Origin of the sequence: Bacillus sp. FSL M8-0277, from assembly GCF_037975305.1 — a bacterium.
GTDB classification, from domain to species: Bacteria; Bacillota; Bacilli; order Bacillales; family Bacillaceae; genus Bacillus; species Bacillus pumilus.
On sequence record NZ_CP150255.1, the window covers coordinates 2,713,369 to 2,731,233 of the forward strand.

A 17,865-nucleotide genomic window follows, 5' to 3' on the forward strand; every position below is an offset into this window, starting at 1 on the left:
ACTCCCCTACTCTCTGTTTATCTTTTTCGATATATTAAGAAATAACTTGTTAGTGCGCCTACAACGCCGCCGATGATCATGCCAACGATATAACCCAATATGGAAGTGTCAGAAGAAAATCCAACCCATCCAAATCCTAGAACACCGAAGACAATGACCAAAATCTGAATCGGTCTATCCATTTTTGAGTAAAGGAAGAAACGGCCATTTCGTTCAATAGGATGCTTCATAAAGCTAAACAAACCAATAAGATAGAATACAATCATCATCACAATAGGTATGATGAATTCTTCACCAGTGAACCAAAGTGGATATTTATCTATATCTCGAAATTGAAAACGGTCTGTTATATAAGTAATTGGGGCGATAGGCATAATAAAGTAGTCATAACTGACATCGACCCAATGCCTATTCGTTCTTAAAATAAAATCCAAATGAAACATCGGAAGCCAAATTAATAAATATGGCAATATCGCTGTACTGAATGTAACAATGGCTTGACTAATTGCGCTTCCTGTTAACGCACCTGCTGCAAGACACAAACTATATATCATTAAGGTTGATACGAGTGCAATGAAGTAACCACTATTAAAGTCAAACGTCTCTTTTGGTTGAGTGCCTAATATGAGTAAGTAAGTGAAAGCATATGACAACACATGAACAAGCGTTATGATTCCGGCACCTAAGAAAAACTTTGTATGATAAATGGTACTTCTACTGAACGGTAAGGATAAAGTAAAATCGATTTGCCCTTTATTTCTTTCATATCCCAGCTGGATAATCGCAAAAAGCAAACCCATAAGCCATGAGAGGGCGATAAAAATATCAGAACTGAAATTATAATAAAAGTATTGATCTCCGATTGTACATGTGGGGTCGTTTACACAAGTTTGAAAGGACGAGTATCCCAGTAAAAAGGATAATGGCGTCGTAAAGACTGCAACCAGCATCACTAAAATAAATGTCAGCTCTGATTGCTTCCATTCCTTATATAATAATTGCCGCTTTACCATCTCCGTTTCCCTCCAAACTTTGCAATAAATACTTCTTCTAAATTCACAGGCAGTTCATGCCATACTTTTGGCTGCAGCGACTTCAAGTACTCTTTGGCCTCTACATCGGTTTTAAGAATAAGTGCTGTATAAAAAATGCCCGCTTGATCTAATATAGCAACGCCATTTTTTCGTATACTCAAGTTCATATCTTCTTCAAAAGCCATCTGGATTTTGACATAATCATTCTTTAATTCATCTAGATCCATGACACTTGTGAGTTGATTTCCTTCTAAAAACCCGATTCGGTTGCACATACGCTCAATATCCTCTAATCGGTGCGATGTGATGAGAATCGACGTTTCACGTTCCGCTACCTCGTCGATCATGAGCTGAAGAACATCATTTCTTGTGACGGCATCAATACCATCTGTTGGTTCATCTAACAGAATCACGGCTGGCTTGATCGCAAAGCTTAAAATTAATGAGAGCTGCTTTTTTAACCCTGTCGATAGTTCACGGTATTTTACTTTTTCCGGTATTTCATAGCGGTTCACAAGCTCATTGGCATATGTCACGTCAAACTTCGGGTAAATATGCTTTAACAGCTGGACAAGCTGCCCGTAATTGTATCTGTCAAAGTAGGGATTGACGACTGGCATATACACAATATTTTGCTTTACTAACGGGTGGTCTTTCACAAGCACGTCTTTAAAATAAATCTCTCCTTCATCTGGAAGAAGAATTTGCTGAATCAAGCGGAGAAGTGTTGTTTTACCAGAGCCATTCCTGCCAAGCAAACCAAAGATCTCACCTTCGCCTATTTTGAAGGAAACGTTACTGAGTACTTCACGTCCATTTAATGTCTTCGATACATTTCTAACCTCAATCAACTTTATTTCCTCCCTCGAGACTTGAGCCAATCTCTTCTATCCATTCCTTCAGTTGTTGAATATCAATACCGGCATAATGAGCTTCTATAATGAGTTGTCTTAATTGCTCCTTCATCTCCAATACCTTCCCTTCATTCAGCTTTAACCGAGCCTCTTCTGTTACATACGTACCGCGCCCTCTTAGTGTTTCAATAATCCCTTCCCGCTCAAGCTCCTTATATGCTTTACTGACGGTGTTCGGATTGGCGATGATAATAGTGGCGAGCTCTCTGACAGAGGGCAGTTTGTCACCAGGTTTCATTACACCTTTTAGACATAAAATTTTGAGTTGCTCAATGATTTGTTCATATATTGGCGCAGCGCTTCGTGGATCTATTTGAATCATGATGGCTCCCTCTTTCCTCATTCATGCTTTTGCAGTCCTATTGCTTGTTCATGCCCTTGCATTAAAGGGATTGAATTAAGTATCAAATCTTTTTGAACTTCAAAACCAATGAAAACGAGAACGAAAAAAAATGTACATGCTAACACAACAGCCAGCACCATCCACTTCAAATTGATTGGTTTTTTTTCTTTTTTCATGGTTAAACACCTTTCTTCACTTTTTAAGTGTCTTTAGTGTATTAGTTGATGTAGTACACTTAATACAATATAGACACTTAAATAAAAAGTCAATAGCCTTTCAAAAAATAAAAAACAGACCCTTTAAAAAAGGATCTGTTCATCATTCGTTGTCGTAAGAAATGCCTAAAATCATTTGATTTTGCAAGCTTTGCATTTGAACACGTGCCCTGTCTAACCGCTCTCTTTGCTGGTCATTGGCGACATCTTTTAATTTTTCTAATTCGTTCACCGCATCTTCAAGCATAAGCTGTGCCTTAGAAAATTCGTCCTCATTATAATGCTCTTGGCGTAAGTTCAAATCAAATTGCTCATTTGCAAACTCAAGGGTTTCAGTACTTTTTTGGATAAATTCATCGATTGACTGCCTTGTTGCCATCTTGCATTCCCTCCATTTCATCATTGCTCCCGCCTATTTTGCCCACGTAAAGCTTTTTCACTAAAGAAAATGTTGGACAGATTCAATTGTCCTCCTTCATGATTTTTGTTAAACTTTAAGGATGCCTATTATTACGCAAGGAGGTTACTGACTTGGATCAGCATAACCCTTTTTTATATTCAAACAGCGAAAAACGCTATCACACATGGAACTATCATTTGCGAGAGCACTTTGGTCATAAAGTTTTTAAAGTGGCCTTAGACGGTGGCTTTGACTGCCCAAACCGTGATGGTACTGTAGCCCATGGAGGCTGTACATTTTGCAGTGCCGCAGGATCTGGTGACTTTGCAGGAAACCGGGCGGATGATCTCGTCACTCAATTTAACGAAATCAAAGACCGGATGCATACAAAATGGAAAGACGGAAAATATATGGCGTATTTTCAGGCGTATACAAACACACACGCCCCGCTTCCTGTTTTAAAGGAAAAATTTGAAACCGTGATGAATTTGGATGGTGTAGTTGGTTTATCTATTGCGACAAGACCTGACTGCCTGCCAGATGACGTGGTGGAGTATTTAGCTGAATTAAATGAGCGCACTTATCTCTGGGTAGAGCTTGGTCTTCAAACGGTTCATGAACGGACAGCGATGCTCATTAACCGTGCCCATGATTATGAATGCTACGTAGAAGGTGTAGAAAAACTGCGAAAACACGGCATTCGTGTCTGCTCGCATATCATCAACGGCTTGCCTCTTGAAAACCGGGACATGATGATGGAGACAGCAAAAGCTGTTGCTGATTTAGATGTGCAAGGAATTAAAATTCATTTGCTTCACCTTTTAAAAGGAACCCCAATGGTCAAGCAATATGAAAAAGGCAAATTGGAGTTTCTAAGCCAGGAAGAATATGTCCAGCTTGTTTGTGATCAGCTGGAGATCCTGCCGCCAGAAATGATTATTCATCGTATTACAGGCGATGGCCCGATTGAATTAATGGTTGGTCCAATGTGGAGTGTAAACAAATGGGAAGTATTAAATGCCATTAATGCTGAGCTTGAAAGACGTAACAGCTACCAAGGCAAACGTTTCGTCAGATTGGAAGAAGCAGCAAAATGATCTTGAAACGCATGCTCCCTTTTAGTAAAGAGCTGTTAGAACGGGCTTGTCAAAAAGGCGACATCGTCATTGATGCAACGATGGGAAATGGCCACGATACACTCTATTTAGCTGATCTTGTCAGTCATGATGGACAAGTTTTCGCATTCGACGTACAAGAAGAAGCCATACAGCAGACGCGTAAAAGGCTTGGCGAGGGATATCCATATGTTCATCTCATTCACGATGGTCATGAAAAACTGGCTCAACACTTGCCAAGAGATGTTTATGGACATATCTCTGGAGCGGTGTTTAACCTTGGGTACTTGCCCGGAGGCGATAAAACCGTCACTACTCAGGCCGAAACAACCATTAAAGCCATTGAGCAGCTCCTCGACTGGCTTAAACCCGGAGGTCTGATCGTCCTTGTGATTTATCATGGACACCCCGAAGGGAAAAAAGAAAAAGAAGTGCTTCTCGACTATTGCAGATCACTTCCTCATGAAGAGGTACAAGTTTTATCATATCAATACATGAATATTCAAAACGACCCGCCTTTTGTGGTCGCCATTGAAAAAAAACTAAAGCTCAAATCCTAATGGATTTGAGCTTTTTTATGAGGATTTCATCCAAGGCATTTTCTGATAGGTCCGGTAGGCTCTTCCGTTGATATAGAAAAAGAACGATGTTTTCCCGCTTGATTTGATCAGCCGTTTTGCCAGCTTATTCATCTCTTTTTGGGCTGTTACTTTTTCATCGGACAAATAGACTGCCAATAATCCTCTGTTAATTAATTTGTGAAAGTTTTCGTGCGGAATGCCTTTCAGCTGCTCATCCGCTTTTTCAATAAAATGCTGAAGTCTATCCATCATCTCATGATGAGAGGCATAGTAGGAGCAAAAGTTCAGATCTCCTCCAAGCCGGTCTTCTTCTTGGTCAATTAAATAATCAAGTAAAATGTGCAGACCTTGAATATAAGGGAAATAACTTTCATAAATTTGCTTCGCCTGCTTTTCTGTAAAGTCCGGTTGCAGCGCGTACGCCACAAGACAGAAAATCCCTAACGTTGATCCTGCACAAGCTGAAAATTCATACCATTCCATCTTAGGCAAATCCTTTTCATATTGGCGGAACCACGATTCTAGCCGCGGCACACGCTCATGAGGAACGACGTGTTTATGTACTTGCAAATCACTGTAGTAATCGCACAGCGTGTGTAAATATGGCTGAATGATCGGATAATGCTTAAGACGCGACAGCACGTCTTGGCATGTGCGGACAAGCGCGTGTAAATATCCATGATCTTCTTGATCATCACGGAATTGGTAGTATGGCTTGAGCTCAGCATGAATATCAAGCGCATCTCTCATCGCTTGATGCAGCATATGAAAATCTTTTGGATCAAGCGACGTACTGCGGTCACACAGGTTATCTAAGTAATCACTGATGGTTTGATACGCCACAATGAATTCAATACACGTTTCTTTCGCCTCACCTGCTAGAAGAGATAAGATACCTCCACCTTCGCAGTGGAAGGTTTTACTCGATATGCTCGCTAACGCCTGCGTACGCAGTTCTTCATTTTCAATCATTTCTGCATGAGCCCGCCACTTTTTTAGCTCCTGATGAACAAGCGGAAAAATATCTTTATACACCTTTGTCATCAGTGCAAAAGGACGCTCTGGTACTGACAAATCAATCCACCCCTAACTTAAAGCTCACCATCAAATATATTGATCTGTAAAGGCTCTTGCCGCCTTAAACACATCTTCTCTTTCCGGTTCATTAAAAATTTCGTGATACAGTTCTTCCCATTCACGATATGATTTATTGGTTGATTCAATGCCATTGAACCATTTGATCACCCTCGTTTTATCGACGATCTTATCATCGCCCGCCTGCATTAAAAGGAGCGGAATCGATTTAAATACATTCGTAGGCTGCATGGCTGCATCAATATTTTTGATCAGCTCTCGGTACCAGCGAACCGACACCTTTGTTACGTAAAGGGAATCATTTGAGTCTGCTTCAATCACAGTCTGATTTCGTGTGGCTAGTTCAATCGACAGCCCTGACTCGACTTTAAAGGACGGTGCGAGCACATTTAGACCTTTTGATGCAAAATCCATTAGCTTCTTCGGTTTAAATTGCAGACCTAAACAAGGTGATGATAAAATAAGGCCATCAATCTTCGTATGGGTATACTGCTTGACCCACTCAATTGAAATGAGTCCGCCCATACTGTGTCCAAGTAAAAAAGTAGGAAGCCTGAATGATTTCGCATGTTCGATCCATTCATCTACTGTATCAATGTATTCTTGAAACGAACGAATGTGGCCGCGCGCACGTGTCGACGTCCCTTGCCCAGGCAGGTCACCCATGACGACGTGATAGCCGGCATTTCGCCACATTTCGATCAGCCATTTATATCGGCCGTGATATTCACTCGCACCATGTACTATCACAATTGTACCAGCTGGTCTTTCAGCATGCCAAGTCCACAAAGTAAACACCTCACAAATGTTGTATTAAGAAAGGAAGTCGAAAAAGTGATTTATCCATATCATCAGTTTACACCTGAGATTCATGAATCGGTCTTTGTCGCAGATAACGCCACCATTACAGGAGATGTCACGATTGGAGAATATTCGAGCGTGTGGTTCCAAACCGTCATCAGAGGCGATGTCGCTCCTGTGAGAATTGGAAAAAACGTCAATATTCAAGATTTATCCTGTCTGCATCAAAGTCCTGGAAAAACACTTCTAATAGAAGATGGTGCTACCATTGGACACCAAGTCACATTACATAGCTCAATCATTCGAAAAAATGCCCTCATTGGTATGGGGTCTATCATTCTCGATGGTGCAGAAATTGGCGAAGGTGCCTTTATCGGTGCAGGTAGTCTTGTCCCTCAAGGAAAGATCATTCCAAAAGGATCACTCGCTTTCGGCCGTCCAGCCAAGGTCGTCCGGCAGTTAACAGATGAAGATATCCAAGACATGGACAGAATCCGTAGAGAATATGTAGAAAAAGGACAATACTATCGTTCCCTTATACCCCGTTAACATCATACGCGTTATCTTCACTTTATCATGTTTTTTTCAGGATATTAAGCAATAACTATGAACCGCTTGTTATTTTACCCTTTTCCGCCGCTTTCTATCATAACAAAAAAGGTTTTCAGCTTTGTGCTGAAAACCTTTTTTCATTAACTAAAGATAACTTCTTTCGGTTGATGATTCAACTGCTCTGGATCAATGCTGCGCTCCACATAAATGCTGTGCCAAATCATAAAGATAAGGACGGTCCAAATCTTACGGCTATGATCTGCTTTACCAGCACAATGCTCATTTAATAAATCAAGCACATACTCTTTGTTAATGTATTCATCTGTTTGACTGTTTTTGATGATGTCTTTTGCCCAAGCATTCATCTCATTTTTCAACCAATGACGAATTGGCACAGGGAAACCAAGCTTTTTACGGTTTAACACATGGTCAGGCACAATGCCTTCTGCTGCTTTACGCAATAAATATTTCGTTGTGCCATCTTTTGTTTTCAGCTCTTCTGGAATTTTAGAAGCCGCTTCAAAAACGACCTTATCAAGGAATGGAACACGAAGCTCAAGAGAATTCGCCATCGTCATCTTGTCTGCTTTCAATAAGATGTCTCCGCGCATCCACGTATGGATATCAACATATTGCATTTTGTTAATATCACTGTAGCCTGCGCTTTCCTCGAAGTATGTCTTCGTTATGTCACGATATGTGATGCTTGGATCATAATGTTTGAGGAGATTTTTCTTCACTGGCTCTTCAAAGATTTTCGCATTACCGATATAACGTTCCTCTAATGGCGTACAGCCGCGAACGATAAAGCTCTTCCCTTTCATTCCTTCTGGCATTAAACGAGCCAGACGAAGAAGAAGCTTTTTCAGCATAGATGGTACAGATTCAAATGGTTTAAGAGAAAGAGGCTCACGGTAAATATTATATCCACCGAACAGCTCGTCCGCTCCTTCACCTGAAAGAACAACCGTCACTTGTTTCTTCGCTTCTTTTGCCACGAAATACAATGGAATCGCTGCCGGATCAGCTAAAGGATCGTCTAAATGCCAGACAATCTTCGGAAGCTCGTTCATATATTCTTCTGGAGAAATGACGGCGCTGAAGTTTTGTAAGCCTAGCTTGTCAGCTGTTTCCTTCGCGACATCGACTTCACTAAAGCCATCCTGCTGGAAGCCAACAGAGAATGTCTTTAGCTCAGGGTGTAATTCCTTTGCGACAGACACGATGAAGGAAGAATCAATACCACCTGATAGGAATGAACCAACAGGTACATCACTTCTCATGTGAACTTTCACAGAATCATAGATCGCATCGCGTACTTCTTCAATTAACTTCTGTTCTTGTGTTTGCTCAGGCTTGAATTGAACTTTCCAGTATGTCTTAAATTCGATCTCCTGTCCTGGGCGTAAAATAAACTGATGACCAGGCTCAACTTTATGCACCTTTTGATCAAGCGTATTTGGCTCAGGAACGAATTGGAACGACATGTACTGCTGCAATGAAGTCTCATCAAATAAAATGTTCTCGTTCACAGCCATCAAGCTTTTGCGCTCAGACGCAAAGTACACTTGCTCATCCATTTGTGTGAAATAAAGCGGTTTGATGCCAAAAGGATCTCTTGCGCCATATAATTGCTGCGCTTCTTTATCCCAAATTAAAAATGCAAACATGCCGCGAAGCTTAGAAGCCGCTTCTTCTTTATAATGACGGTATGTGGCAAGCAGTACTTCCGTATCAGAATCTGTGCTGAACGTATAGCCCTTTTTCACAAGCTCTTCCTTCAGCTCCACATAGTTATAAATTTCCCCGTTAAAAATAATCCAGTACTTTTCATCTTCATAAGAAAGCGGCTGCTTTCCGTGTTCAACATCTATAATACTTAAACGTCTAAATCCAAATCCTACATGCTCATCATGAAAGTACCCCTCATCATCCGGACCACGGTGAACGATGAGACGATTCATTTGTTTAATTAACTCTTCCTGCTCAGTAGTTTCGGACAATGGACGGTGATTAAACACACCAACAAACCCACACATATTATTGCCTCCACGTTATGTTATTTCTTAAAAGTAGACCTATAATTAGACAGTTATTTGTCCGATTTTGTTTCACATTTTTTCGCTTTTTGTAGAATTTTTTTTAATCAAAAGGAAAACCGCTTAAAATAAGCGGTTTTATATGTTGTTATTGTCCTAATGCTTCCTTGCGAAGCGTATCGGCTTTATCCGTTTTTTCCCACGGAAGATCTAAATCATGACGGCCGAAATGTCCGTATGCAGCTGTTTGTTTGTAGATCGGACGACGCAGGTCAAGCATTTTAATAATGCCAGCTGGACGAAGATCGAAGTTCGCACGAACCACTTCAATTAATTTTTCTTCAGAAGCTTTTCCTGTTCCGAAAGTATCAATTGAAATCGATACAGGCTGTGCAACACCAATTGCATAAGCAAGCTGTACTTCACAAGAATCTGCAAGGCCAGCAGCTACGATGTTTTTCGCTACGTAACGAGCAGCGTATGCCGCAGAACGGTCAACCTTTGTTGCGTCCTTCCCAGAGAAAGCACCGCCGCCATGACGAGCGTATCCGCCATACGTATCAACGATGATTTTACGTCCAGTTAAACCAGCATCCCCTTGAGGTCCACCGATCACGAAACGGCCAGTTGGGTTAATAAAGTATTTTGTCTGTTCATCAATTAGTTCACTTGGAACGACAGGGCGGATGACATGCTCTTTTAAGTCGCTTTGAATTTGTTCAAGCGTTACTTCTGGTGCATGCTGCGTTGAAATAACCACTGTATCAATACGAACAGGTTTATTTTGGTCATCATATTCTACTGTTACTTGTGTTTTTCCATCTGGACGTAGATAAGCAAGTGTTTGATCCTTGCGTACTTCAGTTAAACGGAGAGATAATTTATGCGCTAGTGAAATCGGCAGCGGCATAAGTTCTTCGGTTTCGTTGTTGGCAAAACCAAACATCAATCCTTGGTCACCTGCACCAATCGCATCAAGTTCTTCTTCAGTCATTGTGCCTTCACGTGCTTCAAGCGCTTTGTCTACACCTTGCGCAATATCAGCAGACTGTTCATCAATAGATGTGAGCACTGCACATGTTTCCGCATCAAAACCATATTTCGCACGCGTGTAGCCAATTTCCTTAATCGTGTCACGCACCGTCTTTGGAATATCGACATAAGTAGACGTTGTAATTTCTCCGCTTACTAATACGAGACCCGTTGTAACAGAAGTTTCACAGGCAACACGTGCATTTGGATCTTTCTTTAAAATTTCATCCAAAATGCTGTCTGAAATTTGATCACAGATTTTATCCGGATGTCCTTCCGTCACTGATTCTGAAGTAAATAAACGACGATTTTGACTCATAATGGCTATTTCCTCCTGTACAAGACCACATCATCCCAAGATGAGGTCTCCAATATGATACGGAACTCGTTCCCTCTTATATTTGAAAACGTTTCTATTAGAGATGTTATTGGCAATTTGTTCATATGATATCCCAAAAATAAAAAAACCATTTCCTTCATTGCGAGGAAAGGGTCTGAGATCGCATGCCTTTCACTCTTATCGCTCAAGGTGTTCTTGTACCTTGCATCAGGTTAGCACCTTGGTTTCTCAGCATATTCATGCCTTTTCATAAGAAACCGGTTGCTGGGCTTCATCGGGCCTGTCCCTCCACCAACTCGGGATAAGAGTATCCGTTCAATAAGATATCTTATCTTAAATACTTGTATCATGTCAATGCTTCATCAGAATTATCTTCCCTTTTTTTCACCACGTTATTAGCATCACCAAAAAGCATATTTTCATAGCAGAAATGAAAAAACACACACAAAAATATTTAAATAGTATAGACTATTATTACGAATGTGTTATACTAATCGAAACAAAACAAATTCAACGGTAAAGGAAGGGTTTTTTTATGAACTCAGTGGATTTAAAAGAAGATTTGCAGTCATTGCTCTCATTAGAAAATACGCACCAAAATTTATCTGTTCCGAAACTTGTTGAAAAGATTTTGGCACGTGATGAAGGCGTTTTAACATCAACAGGAGCTGTCCGTGCTACAACGGGTGCCTACACAGGACGTTCGCCTAAAGATAAATTTATCGTGAAAGAAGAAAGCTCTGAACATAAAATTGATTGGGGTCAAGTCAACCAGCCGATTTCTAAAGAAGCATTTGACCGTTTATATACAAAGGTTGTTTCATACTTAAAAGAACGTGATGAACTATTCGTCTTTGAAGGATTTGCCGGTGCAGATGAAAGATACCGTATGCCAATTACAGTGGTAAACGAATTTGCATGGCACAATCTCTTTGCAAAGCAGCTATTCATCAGACCTGACGGATCAACACCTTCTTCAAACGAAAAACCGTTTACCATCTTATCTGCACCGCATTTTAAAGCAGATCCTGAAACAGATGGCACAAACTCTGAAACGTTTATTATCGTTTCTTTTGAAAAACGTACCATTCTGATCGGTGGAACAGAGTATGCAGGAGAGATGAAAAAGTCCATCTTCTCTGTCATGAACTACCTGCTTCCTGAGCAAGATATTTTATCCATGCACTGCTCAGCAAACGTCGGTCAAGAAGGCGATGTCGCACTATTCTTCGGCCTTTCAGGTACAGGGAAAACGACGCTTTCTGCAAGCGCAAGCCGCAAGCTAATCGGTGACGATGAACACGGCTGGTCTGGCTCAGGAGTCTTCAATATTGAGGGCGGATGCTATGCGAAATGTGTGAACTTAAGCGAAGAAAAAGAACCGCAAATCTACAAAGCCATCAGCTTCGGATCAGTTCTTGAAAATGTTGTGCTTGATGAAGAAACACGTGAAGCGGATTATGATGACACGTTCTTTACTGAAAACACACGCGCTGCTTACCCAATCGAAATGATTGATAACATCGTGACGCCAAGTATCGCAGGACACCCATCTGCCATTGTCTTCTTAACAGCTGATGCGTTTGGCGTTTTACCTCCAATCAGCCGTTTAACAAAAGAACAGGCGATGTACCATTTCTTGAGCGGTTACACAAGTAAATTAGCAGGAACTGAGCGCGGTGTCACATCACCAGAAACGACATTCTCTACTTGCTTCGGTTCACCATTCTTGCCGCTTCCAGCTCACGTCTATGCTGAAATGCTTGGCAAGAAAATTGATGAGCACGGCGCAAAAGTATTCCTTGTGAATACAGGTTGGACTGGCGGAGGCTATGGTACAGGCAAACGTATGAACCTAGCGCATACAAGAGCAATGGTGCAAGCAGCGATCGAAGGCGACCTCGACAACGCCGAAATGATCACTGATGACATCTTTGGATTACACATCCCGCTTCATATTCCTGGCGTTCCAGATGAAGTGCTTCAACCTTCTAAAACATGGGATGACCAAGAGGCTTATCAAGAAAAAGCACACTTCCTTGCCAATGAATTTAAAAAGAACTTCCAAAAATTCAGCCACGCAGCAAGTGACATTGAAGCCAAAGGCGGACCACTCGTATAATCAAATGACAAAAGCTGAGGGGAATCATTCCCTCAGCTTTTTTTGTTAGTTTGTTGAATGTAATGAGACGAGACGGTAAGTGACCTTTGTCACATTGTCTGTAAGCTCTAGCTTTTCAACGTGTGCTGTCCCTGTTTTTTCTCCGTCTTTCGTTTTACGCACCTCAAGCGGAATATTTAATGGATAAATGCGGTACCCTTCCTTCATGAGTTCAAATACATTCTCTTCAATTCTTGTCTCTTTTCCCTTCGTGACAATCATTGTATTAAATTCAACAGGCATTCCCATATTGAAAATCCCCCTACTTTCTAAAATTCGTTATACTGCTTATTTTACCACATTTCCGCTTTTCCGGCTGTGCATCCACGTCGTCAGCCTTCTGACAATTTCCCGATTATGCTGCGGCGGAAAATAATGGTTGTATCCATGGAAATACCAAGTCTCCACTGACTTTCCGTGCTGGCGCAGCGCATCTTCTAATAAATACGCATGCTCAATGGATACATTCTGATCCTCTTCTCCGTGGATGATGAGAACAGGCGCTTCAATTTTGTCTACATCATTTAAAGGCGTTCTATCCTCATAGGCCTCTGGCACTTTGTGCGGGGGACCGCCAATCACACGTTTCATCATCCTTCTCATATCCACACGCTCTTCATAGGTGAGCTTCATATCACTGACGCCTCCCCATGTCACAAAGGAAGCGGCCTCCTGTTTCATTTCAACAGCGGTCCAAATGCCCATAATACCTCCGCGCGAAAAACCAAAGATATGAATACGCTCCTGCTTCACCTTTTTATGATGCTTTAACAATTGAAAGGCAGCAAAAGCATCTTTCCGGTCCTCTCCGGCAAAGTCTTCGTTCCCTTCGCCTCCCTGATTTCCTCGGTAAAAGGGCGCAAATACAACAAATCCCTGCGCGGCAAATTGCACAATCCGGCCTGGTCTGACCATTCCCACATTTTTTATGCCGCCTCTTAAATACAAAAAGCCGTCATAGAAACCTTCTCCGGCCGGTTCTGCGAGCAGCCCTTTGATCCGAAGTCCATCTGCCTCATAGGTCACTGTAAATAAGTGAATATGCGGATGGGGGGACGGAAACCTTCTTTTTTCCACAATCACTTGATTTCTCTCCTTTTCATCTGTTCTTACGTCAAATGCTTGATGATAGCTTCTGCAACGAGCTGGCCTGATTTAGTCACCATCGGCGTGCCGCCGCCTGGATGACTCGTTCCTCCAACAAACCATAGCCCTTCAATGTCCTTTGACTGATTATTGATGCGGAAGAACGCCTGCTTGAACGAGTTGGAAGACATACCATAAATGGCTCCATGATATGCGCCCGTTTTCTGCTGCAGATCAAGCGGAGTTTGAACCGCTTCATATTCGGCCACCTTATCCAGATCAAAGAGACCCTTTTTCTTTAATTTTGTTTTCATATGCTGCGGGTATGTCTCCTTTAGCATGTCCCAATCGTGCTCATTTGTCACATAAGGCGCATTCGCCAGTACAAACAAGTTGCTTCTTCCCGGTCCTCCGCTTAAAGCTGGTTCTGAATGACCTGAATAACAGATGTAAAGCGTTGGATCCTGAGGCAGTTGTTTTTTCTGAAAAATATCCTTGAATTCTTGCTCATAATTCTCTGGGAAAAACACATTGTGATGGGACAGCTGTTCATAGACTTTAGGTACACCTAATAAGAGAACAAAGCCAGATAGTGACGGTTCAATGGCAGTAAGCTTTTGATTTAAAAAGCTTGGGCGGTCTTTTTCATCAATCAGATGGCGGTAGACAGTCAGCGCGTCCGCTCCGGCAATGACTTGATCTGCTTCATACATCTGGTGAGCCGTTTCTACTCCTTTGATTCGCCGGTCCTTCACATGAATCTTGTTGACTTGTTCATTCAGGTGAATCTGTACGCCTAATTCCTTTGCCAAAGTCTCAAATGCTTCAACTAAACGATATGTACCGCCCTTTATGCCATATATCCCTTTCTCCCCTTCTAAATACGCCATCATATTAAAAATAGCCGGAGCCTGATAGGGAGAAGAGCCGATGTATGTAGCATACCGTCCAAACATCGCCAATGTATGCGGATGACGGAAATATTGACGCAGCAAGCGTTGAACGGTTGTAAACGGTTTGACAGAGAGAAGGGCTTTCACGAGCTTTACATCCGCCTTATCCTTCCACGTCAATAACAAACGATTTAAAAACTGATCCTCAGCCTTTTGAAAAAGCATCTTTGATTCCTGTAAAAATGCACGGTATTGCTTCGCATCTTCAGGACTGAATGCTGCAATTTGTGATTCCATCTGCTCAATATTCGGCGTAAATTCGACCGTATGTCCATCTGAAAAAACATTTTTGGTCAGAGGAGAAATCGGATAAAATGTGACGTAATCCTCCATCCGTCTATGACAGGAAGCAAATACTTCCTCAAAGTATGACTTCATTGTAATGGTACTCGGTCCTAGATCAAAAGAGTAGCCAGCCCCCTGATGACGCTGCAATTTCCCGCCTAAAGCCGCTTCTTTTTCTAATATGGTGACCTGAACTCCGCGTGACTGTAAGCGGATCGCTGCTGATAATCCGCCAAGACCGCCGCCGATGATGATCACTTTTTTCATTCGTACCTTCTCCCTTTCCATTCATACCCTTCTTTTTTCAGCCCGATTTTCATAGAAGCAAGGCCAATGGCGATCAGACTTAAAATGCTGATCGGTAATAAAAAGGCCATTGCAGATGTTCTTCCGTTCTCAATATCAATTGCCGCTTTGATCGACACACCCAGTCCGTAGCAAAGAATGGCTAAGCATATACTGAGCACATTCAGCTGCAGCAAAGCCATCATCAAGCAAATGACAGGAGCCAAATAAAGCAGGGTGTATAAACAAAAGACACTGCTTAACAAAGCAATGCTTCGATTCACACCTGGAAACAAATTTTTCCGGTAGCCTTTCCAAACCTCTTGTCCACTCTCATACATTCTCATATACACAAATGGATGAATGCTTGCTAGTGTGAACGGTAAGCCTTGTTCCTTCACCCGTCTAGCCAATGCCATATCATCCACTAGCGAATCCTTAATCGCTTCATGCCCGCCGATATTGTGATAGCAACTCTTTTCAATGGCAATAAAGCCTCCATGCGCGGCGGCAAAAGCCGGATTCTTTGATTTTCTGACCCACTTCACAGGTAGATGACAGCCAATGGTAAACATCATCATGGGAACGACAAGATGCTCAAAGAAAGTGCCTGTTTTTTGCTCTGGGAAGCCTGACAGCATGCCCGTTTTTTGCGCGCATAACTGCTCGTACACAGCTTCAATTGCTCCCCGTTTCAACCGGACATCCGCATCTAAAAAAAGCAGCCAATCAGAAGCCGCCACCTCAGCGAGCTGAGAACAGGCGTATGATTTTCCTAGCCAGCCTGGCTTTAACGGCCGGCCTGACTGCACACGAATCCATGGATATGTTTGTGAGAAGCGCTCCACAATCGCTCTTGTCTGATCGGTCGAATGATCATCAAGTACAATCACCTCTTTCGGATAAAGACGTTGATTAACGATTGACTGAAGACAGGCTTCTATCCGTTTCTCCTCATTTCTAGCCGGAATCAATATCGATAACGAAATGGGTTCATCTGATGAAAAGGAAGCGGGCTTTAACACGGGAAACTGCTTCATATTCCATATGGTGAATAGAAACTGGCAAAGCAGCAGCACACTGATTACGGTTAAGAAGAGCGCCATGTTCTCACCCACTTTTTAAAAGAATCAAACGCATCACTTGTTGACTGACTTGTCCTTGTGATCTGTTTAAATTCTTCGTTTATTGAAAAATCAGGATCCGCAATGACCTGTGCTTGATGCCTGTTTAACTGCGTTTCAAGCAGATCGCCAAGCATACGCGTCATATCTTTGCTTCGCAGGGAGCTTCCAGATACGATGGCATCATCACCGAACACAACAGAAACTATCGGCTTTTGATATTGATTAAATGTATACTGCAAGGTTACAGGCTTCACCACGACTTGCTCAAATTGCCTCACTAAAAAAGAAGCCCCGCCTTCCAGTTCAAGCGGTCTCACGTCCTGATGCATAATTTTCCCCTGTGGAAAAAGCCATACCGCTCCGCCGTCCTGCATGTTCTCTTTTGCTGTCATTAAAGCTTGTTTCACGCTTCTCAGGTTCTCTTTATGAACCGGAAACGCCCCAAGCTTACGGAAAAAAGCATATTGCTTCAGCTGCTTCTCTTCCATCATCATGTAGTGATCAAGTTCAGACGCTTTTTCTGTTAAAAGAAAAATGATCAGTCCATCCCACCATGAGCTATGATTGGCGAGATAAAGAACAGGCAGGTTTTCCTTCGGGTCCACCGAGCCTTTCATCATCACACAGCGGAAATGCTTATGGAGCAAATATCGCTCTAGATAAAGTGAAAATAGACGTCTAAACGATCGGCTTTTGTCGCTTTCTTTCAAATCGAACCCTTCCTTCACACAAAATGACAATGATCAATGCTAAATAAAAAATGACATCGAGTCCGCCCTTTAATGCCAAAAGACCAAAAAAGAACACCATCGCCTGATAAATACGACTCGTCCAGCTGAGTGCCTTTTGATCAATTGAGACAAGCGGGAAAAGAAATGAAAGTCCTGCTCCAATCATACCCCAGCTCACAAAATTCTCAAAAGGAATACCATAAAACCCACCGCCGTCATACCACACCCAAAACTTCCGCTCAGCTGCTACTGGATCTAATATGAGGTCAAGCAACACAATCCATATCCCCGTTTCGACGGCTCGTCTCCACTTTGACTGCTGATTGGATAAAAAAAGGCTGTTTAAAAACACGCCAACCCAAGCAAATGCAATGGTTAACGGCACCCCCGCCACTAGAAAACCTAGCGTCGGATAATAGTCATAGGCCCCAAATGGGAACCCCGTTGTGATCCCTACCCACTCCACCGTAAATGTAAGCACCCCGACAATGACTGCCCTTTTGATGACAAACCCCCAGGAGCCATAAATCTGTCGCCCAATCTCTATGACGCAGCAAGCATACAGCACAAGAAAGATTCCGTTTGCAAACTGAAGCCATGCTGGCACTTCAAAAAAGACCATTAAGATCAGACCTACTAAATACCATCCAATAAATACCCAACTCAATCTATACACGAAACCGCTCCTTTATTTCTGCCAAATTCAAGAAAGCCTTCATGCCTCTAGTATAGAAAAAAAGACGCGTTCTATAAATAAACAATGCGCTTCTTATTTT

General features: G+C 42.1%; 19 protein-coding genes and 1 riboswitch. Of the genes, 4 read left to right on the top strand and 15 right to left on the bottom strand.

The features are described from left to right. Window positions 1-17 precede the first annotated feature (17 nt). The 5 genes from MKZ05_RS13630 to MKZ05_RS13650 all read right to left on the bottom strand — a co-directional run bounded on the left by MKZ05_RS13630 (window position 18) and on the right by MKZ05_RS13650 (window position 2,885). The gene (locus MKZ05_RS13630) at window positions 18-1,013 is read right to left on the bottom strand and encodes an ABC transporter permease subunit (protein ID WP_335364906.1); all 996 of its coding nucleotides are present in this window, start codon (window positions 1,011-1,013) and stop codon (window positions 18-20) included. Then, window positions 1,007-1,885: an ABC transporter ATP-binding protein gene (locus tag MKZ05_RS13635; protein WP_050943515.1), complete on the bottom strand. Its 879-nt coding sequence runs from the start codon at window positions 1,883-1,885 to the stop codon at window positions 1,007-1,009. The genes MKZ05_RS13630 and MKZ05_RS13635 overlap by 7 nt, the downstream gene beginning before the upstream one ends. Continuing rightward, window positions 1,878-2,270, bottom strand: coding sequence for a GntR family transcriptional regulator (locus MKZ05_RS13640; protein WP_003217551.1), 393 nt, complete (start codon window positions 2,268-2,270; stop codon window positions 1,878-1,880). Before MKZ05_RS13640 ends, MKZ05_RS13635 begins: the two co-directional genes overlap by 8 nt. A 17-nt stretch (window positions 2,271-2,287) precedes the next feature. Next, window positions 2,288-2,467 (bottom strand): hypothetical protein, encoded by a 180-nt coding sequence (locus MKZ05_RS13645; RefSeq protein ID WP_003217546.1) that lies wholly within the window; start codon window positions 2,465-2,467, stop codon window positions 2,288-2,290. A 142-nt stretch (window positions 2,468-2,609) separates the two neighbouring features. Next, a complete protein-coding gene (locus MKZ05_RS13650; protein ID WP_003217632.1) occupies window positions 2,610-2,885 on the bottom strand; it encodes a YtzC family protein in 276 nt (91 codons plus the stop codon). A 152-nt stretch (window positions 2,886-3,037) separates the two neighbouring features. Between MKZ05_RS13650 and MKZ05_RS13655 the strand changes: the two genes are divergently transcribed. Further along, window positions 3,038-4,003 (top strand): TIGR01212 family radical SAM protein, encoded by a 966-nt coding sequence (locus MKZ05_RS13655; protein WP_012010971.1) that lies wholly within the window; start codon window positions 3,038-3,040, stop codon window positions 4,001-4,003. Further along, window positions 4,000-4,581: a class I SAM-dependent methyltransferase gene (locus MKZ05_RS13660; protein ID WP_339160374.1), complete on the top strand. Its 582-nt coding sequence runs from the start codon at window positions 4,000-4,002 to the stop codon at window positions 4,579-4,581. The genes MKZ05_RS13655 and MKZ05_RS13660 overlap by 4 nt, the downstream gene beginning before the upstream one ends. Before the next feature lie 15 nt (window positions 4,582-4,596). Here MKZ05_RS13660 and MKZ05_RS13665 read toward each other — a convergent pair whose 3' ends face one another. Beyond that, window positions 4,597-5,676 carry a tetraprenyl-beta-curcumene synthase family protein gene (locus MKZ05_RS13665; protein WP_050943513.1) on the bottom strand — a complete coding sequence of 360 codons (1,080 nt, stop codon included), beginning with the start codon at window positions 5,674-5,676 and terminating at the stop codon, window positions 4,597-4,599. Window positions 5,677-5,706: 30 nt separating this feature from the next. Continuing rightward, window positions 5,707-6,486, bottom strand: a complete 780-nt coding sequence (locus MKZ05_RS13670) for an alpha/beta hydrolase (protein ID WP_339160377.1) — start codon at window positions 6,484-6,486, stop codon at window positions 5,707-5,709. Between the two features lie 45 nt (window positions 6,487-6,531). On the opposite strand from MKZ05_RS13670, the gene MKZ05_RS13675 reads away from it, so the two are divergent. Then, window positions 6,532-7,047, top strand: coding sequence for a gamma carbonic anhydrase family protein (locus MKZ05_RS13675; RefSeq protein ID WP_034620867.1), 516 nt, complete (start codon window positions 6,532-6,534; stop codon window positions 7,045-7,047). A gap of 143 nt (window positions 7,048-7,190) precedes the next feature. Here MKZ05_RS13675 and asnB read toward each other — a convergent pair whose 3' ends face one another. Continuing rightward, window positions 7,191-9,089, bottom strand: a complete 1,899-nt coding sequence (gene asnB / locus MKZ05_RS13680) for an asparagine synthase (glutamine-hydrolyzing) (protein WP_106028996.1) — start codon at window positions 9,087-9,089, stop codon at window positions 7,191-7,193. A 148-nt stretch (window positions 9,090-9,237) separates the two neighbouring features. Further along, window positions 9,238-10,440 (bottom strand): methionine adenosyltransferase, encoded by a 1,203-nt coding sequence (metK, locus tag MKZ05_RS13685; RefSeq protein ID WP_050943510.1) that lies wholly within the window; start codon window positions 10,438-10,440, stop codon window positions 9,238-9,240. Window positions 10,441-10,635: 195 nt separating this feature from the next. Further along, a riboswitch (SAM riboswitch) is annotated at window positions 10,636-10,769 on the bottom strand. A 227-nt stretch (window positions 10,770-10,996) separates the two neighbouring features. Here metK and pckA point away from each other — a divergent pair. Then, complete coding sequence (gene pckA, locus MKZ05_RS13690; RefSeq protein ID WP_003217554.1) at window positions 10,997-12,583, top strand: phosphoenolpyruvate carboxykinase (ATP); 1,587 nt, start codon at window positions 10,997-10,999, stop codon at window positions 12,581-12,583. A 45-nt stretch (window positions 12,584-12,628) separates the two neighbouring features. On the opposite strand, the gene MKZ05_RS13695 is transcribed toward pckA, so the two are convergent. The 6 genes from MKZ05_RS13695 to MKZ05_RS13720 are packed head-to-tail and all read right to left on the bottom strand — an operon-like array spanning window position 12,629 to window position 17,765. After that, window positions 12,629-12,871 carry a DUF2584 domain-containing protein gene (locus tag MKZ05_RS13695; RefSeq protein WP_003217584.1) on the bottom strand — a complete coding sequence of 81 codons (243 nt, stop codon included), beginning with the start codon at window positions 12,869-12,871 and terminating at the stop codon, window positions 12,629-12,631. Window positions 12,872-12,910: 39 nt separating this feature from the next. Continuing rightward, window positions 12,911-13,705, bottom strand: a complete 795-nt coding sequence (locus MKZ05_RS13700) for a prolyl oligopeptidase family serine peptidase (protein ID WP_137055392.1) — start codon at window positions 13,703-13,705, stop codon at window positions 12,911-12,913. A 26-nt stretch (window positions 13,706-13,731) separates the two neighbouring features. Continuing rightward, window positions 13,732-15,213 carry a phytoene desaturase family protein gene (gene crtI, locus MKZ05_RS13705; protein ID WP_339160379.1) on the bottom strand — a complete coding sequence of 494 codons (1,482 nt, stop codon included), beginning with the start codon at window positions 15,211-15,213 and terminating at the stop codon, window positions 13,732-13,734. After that, window positions 15,210-16,337 carry a glycosyltransferase gene (locus MKZ05_RS13710; protein ID WP_106035201.1) on the bottom strand — a complete coding sequence of 376 codons (1,128 nt, stop codon included), beginning with the start codon at window positions 16,335-16,337 and terminating at the stop codon, window positions 15,210-15,212. The genes crtI and MKZ05_RS13710 overlap by 4 nt, the downstream gene beginning before the upstream one ends. Beyond that, a complete protein-coding gene (locus MKZ05_RS13715) occupies window positions 16,322-17,068 on the bottom strand; it encodes a lysophospholipid acyltransferase family protein (protein ID WP_106035200.1) in 747 nt (248 codons plus the stop codon). Before MKZ05_RS13715 ends, MKZ05_RS13710 begins: the two co-directional genes overlap by 16 nt. Continuing rightward, window positions 17,037-17,765 (bottom strand): carotenoid biosynthesis protein, encoded by a 729-nt coding sequence (locus MKZ05_RS13720; RefSeq protein WP_251190195.1) that lies wholly within the window; start codon window positions 17,763-17,765, stop codon window positions 17,037-17,039. Before MKZ05_RS13720 ends, MKZ05_RS13715 begins: the two co-directional genes overlap by 32 nt. Window positions 17,766-17,865: the final 100 nt, after the last annotated feature.

What these genes read in the sequence shown, in the direction of transcription:
- MKZ05_RS13630 (WP_335364906.1), bottom strand. Translation starts at nt 1,013, where the DNA reads ATGGTAAAGCGGCAATTATTATATAAGGAATGGAAGCAATCAGAGCTG.
- MKZ05_RS13660 (WP_339160374.1), top strand. Translation starts at nt 4,000, where the DNA reads ATGATCTTGAAACGCATGCTCCCTTTTAGTAAAGAGCTGTTAGAACGG.
- MKZ05_RS13710 (WP_106035201.1), bottom strand. Translation starts at nt 16,337, where the DNA reads ATGGCGCTCTTCTTAACCGTAATCAGTGTGCTGCTGCTTTGCCAGTTT.
- asnB (WP_106028996.1), bottom strand. Translation starts at nt 9,089, where the DNA reads ATGTGTGGGTTTGTTGGTGTGTTTAATCACCGTCCATTGTCCGAAACT.
- MKZ05_RS13695 (WP_003217584.1), bottom strand. Translation starts at nt 12,871, where the DNA reads ATGGGAATGCCTGTTGAATTTAATACAATGATTGTCACGAAGGGAAAA.
- crtI (WP_339160379.1), bottom strand. Translation starts at nt 15,213, where the DNA reads ATGAAAAAAGTGATCATCATCGGCGGCGGTCTTGGCGGATTATCAGCA.
- metK (WP_050943510.1), bottom strand. Translation starts at nt 10,440, where the DNA reads ATGAGTCAAAATCGTCGTTTATTTACTTCAGAATCAGTGACGGAAGGA.
- MKZ05_RS13640 (WP_003217551.1), bottom strand. Translation starts at nt 2,270, where the DNA reads ATGATTCAAATAGATCCACGAAGCGCTGCGCCAATATATGAACAAATC.
- MKZ05_RS13650 (WP_003217632.1), bottom strand. Translation starts at nt 2,885, where the DNA reads ATGGCAACAAGGCAGTCAATCGATGAATTTATCCAAAAAAGTACTGAA.
- pckA (WP_003217554.1), top strand. Translation starts at nt 10,997, where the DNA reads ATGAACTCAGTGGATTTAAAAGAAGATTTGCAGTCATTGCTCTCATTA.
- MKZ05_RS13645 (WP_003217546.1), bottom strand. Translation starts at nt 2,467, where the DNA reads ATGAAAAAAGAAAAAAAACCAATCAATTTGAAGTGGATGGTGCTGGCT.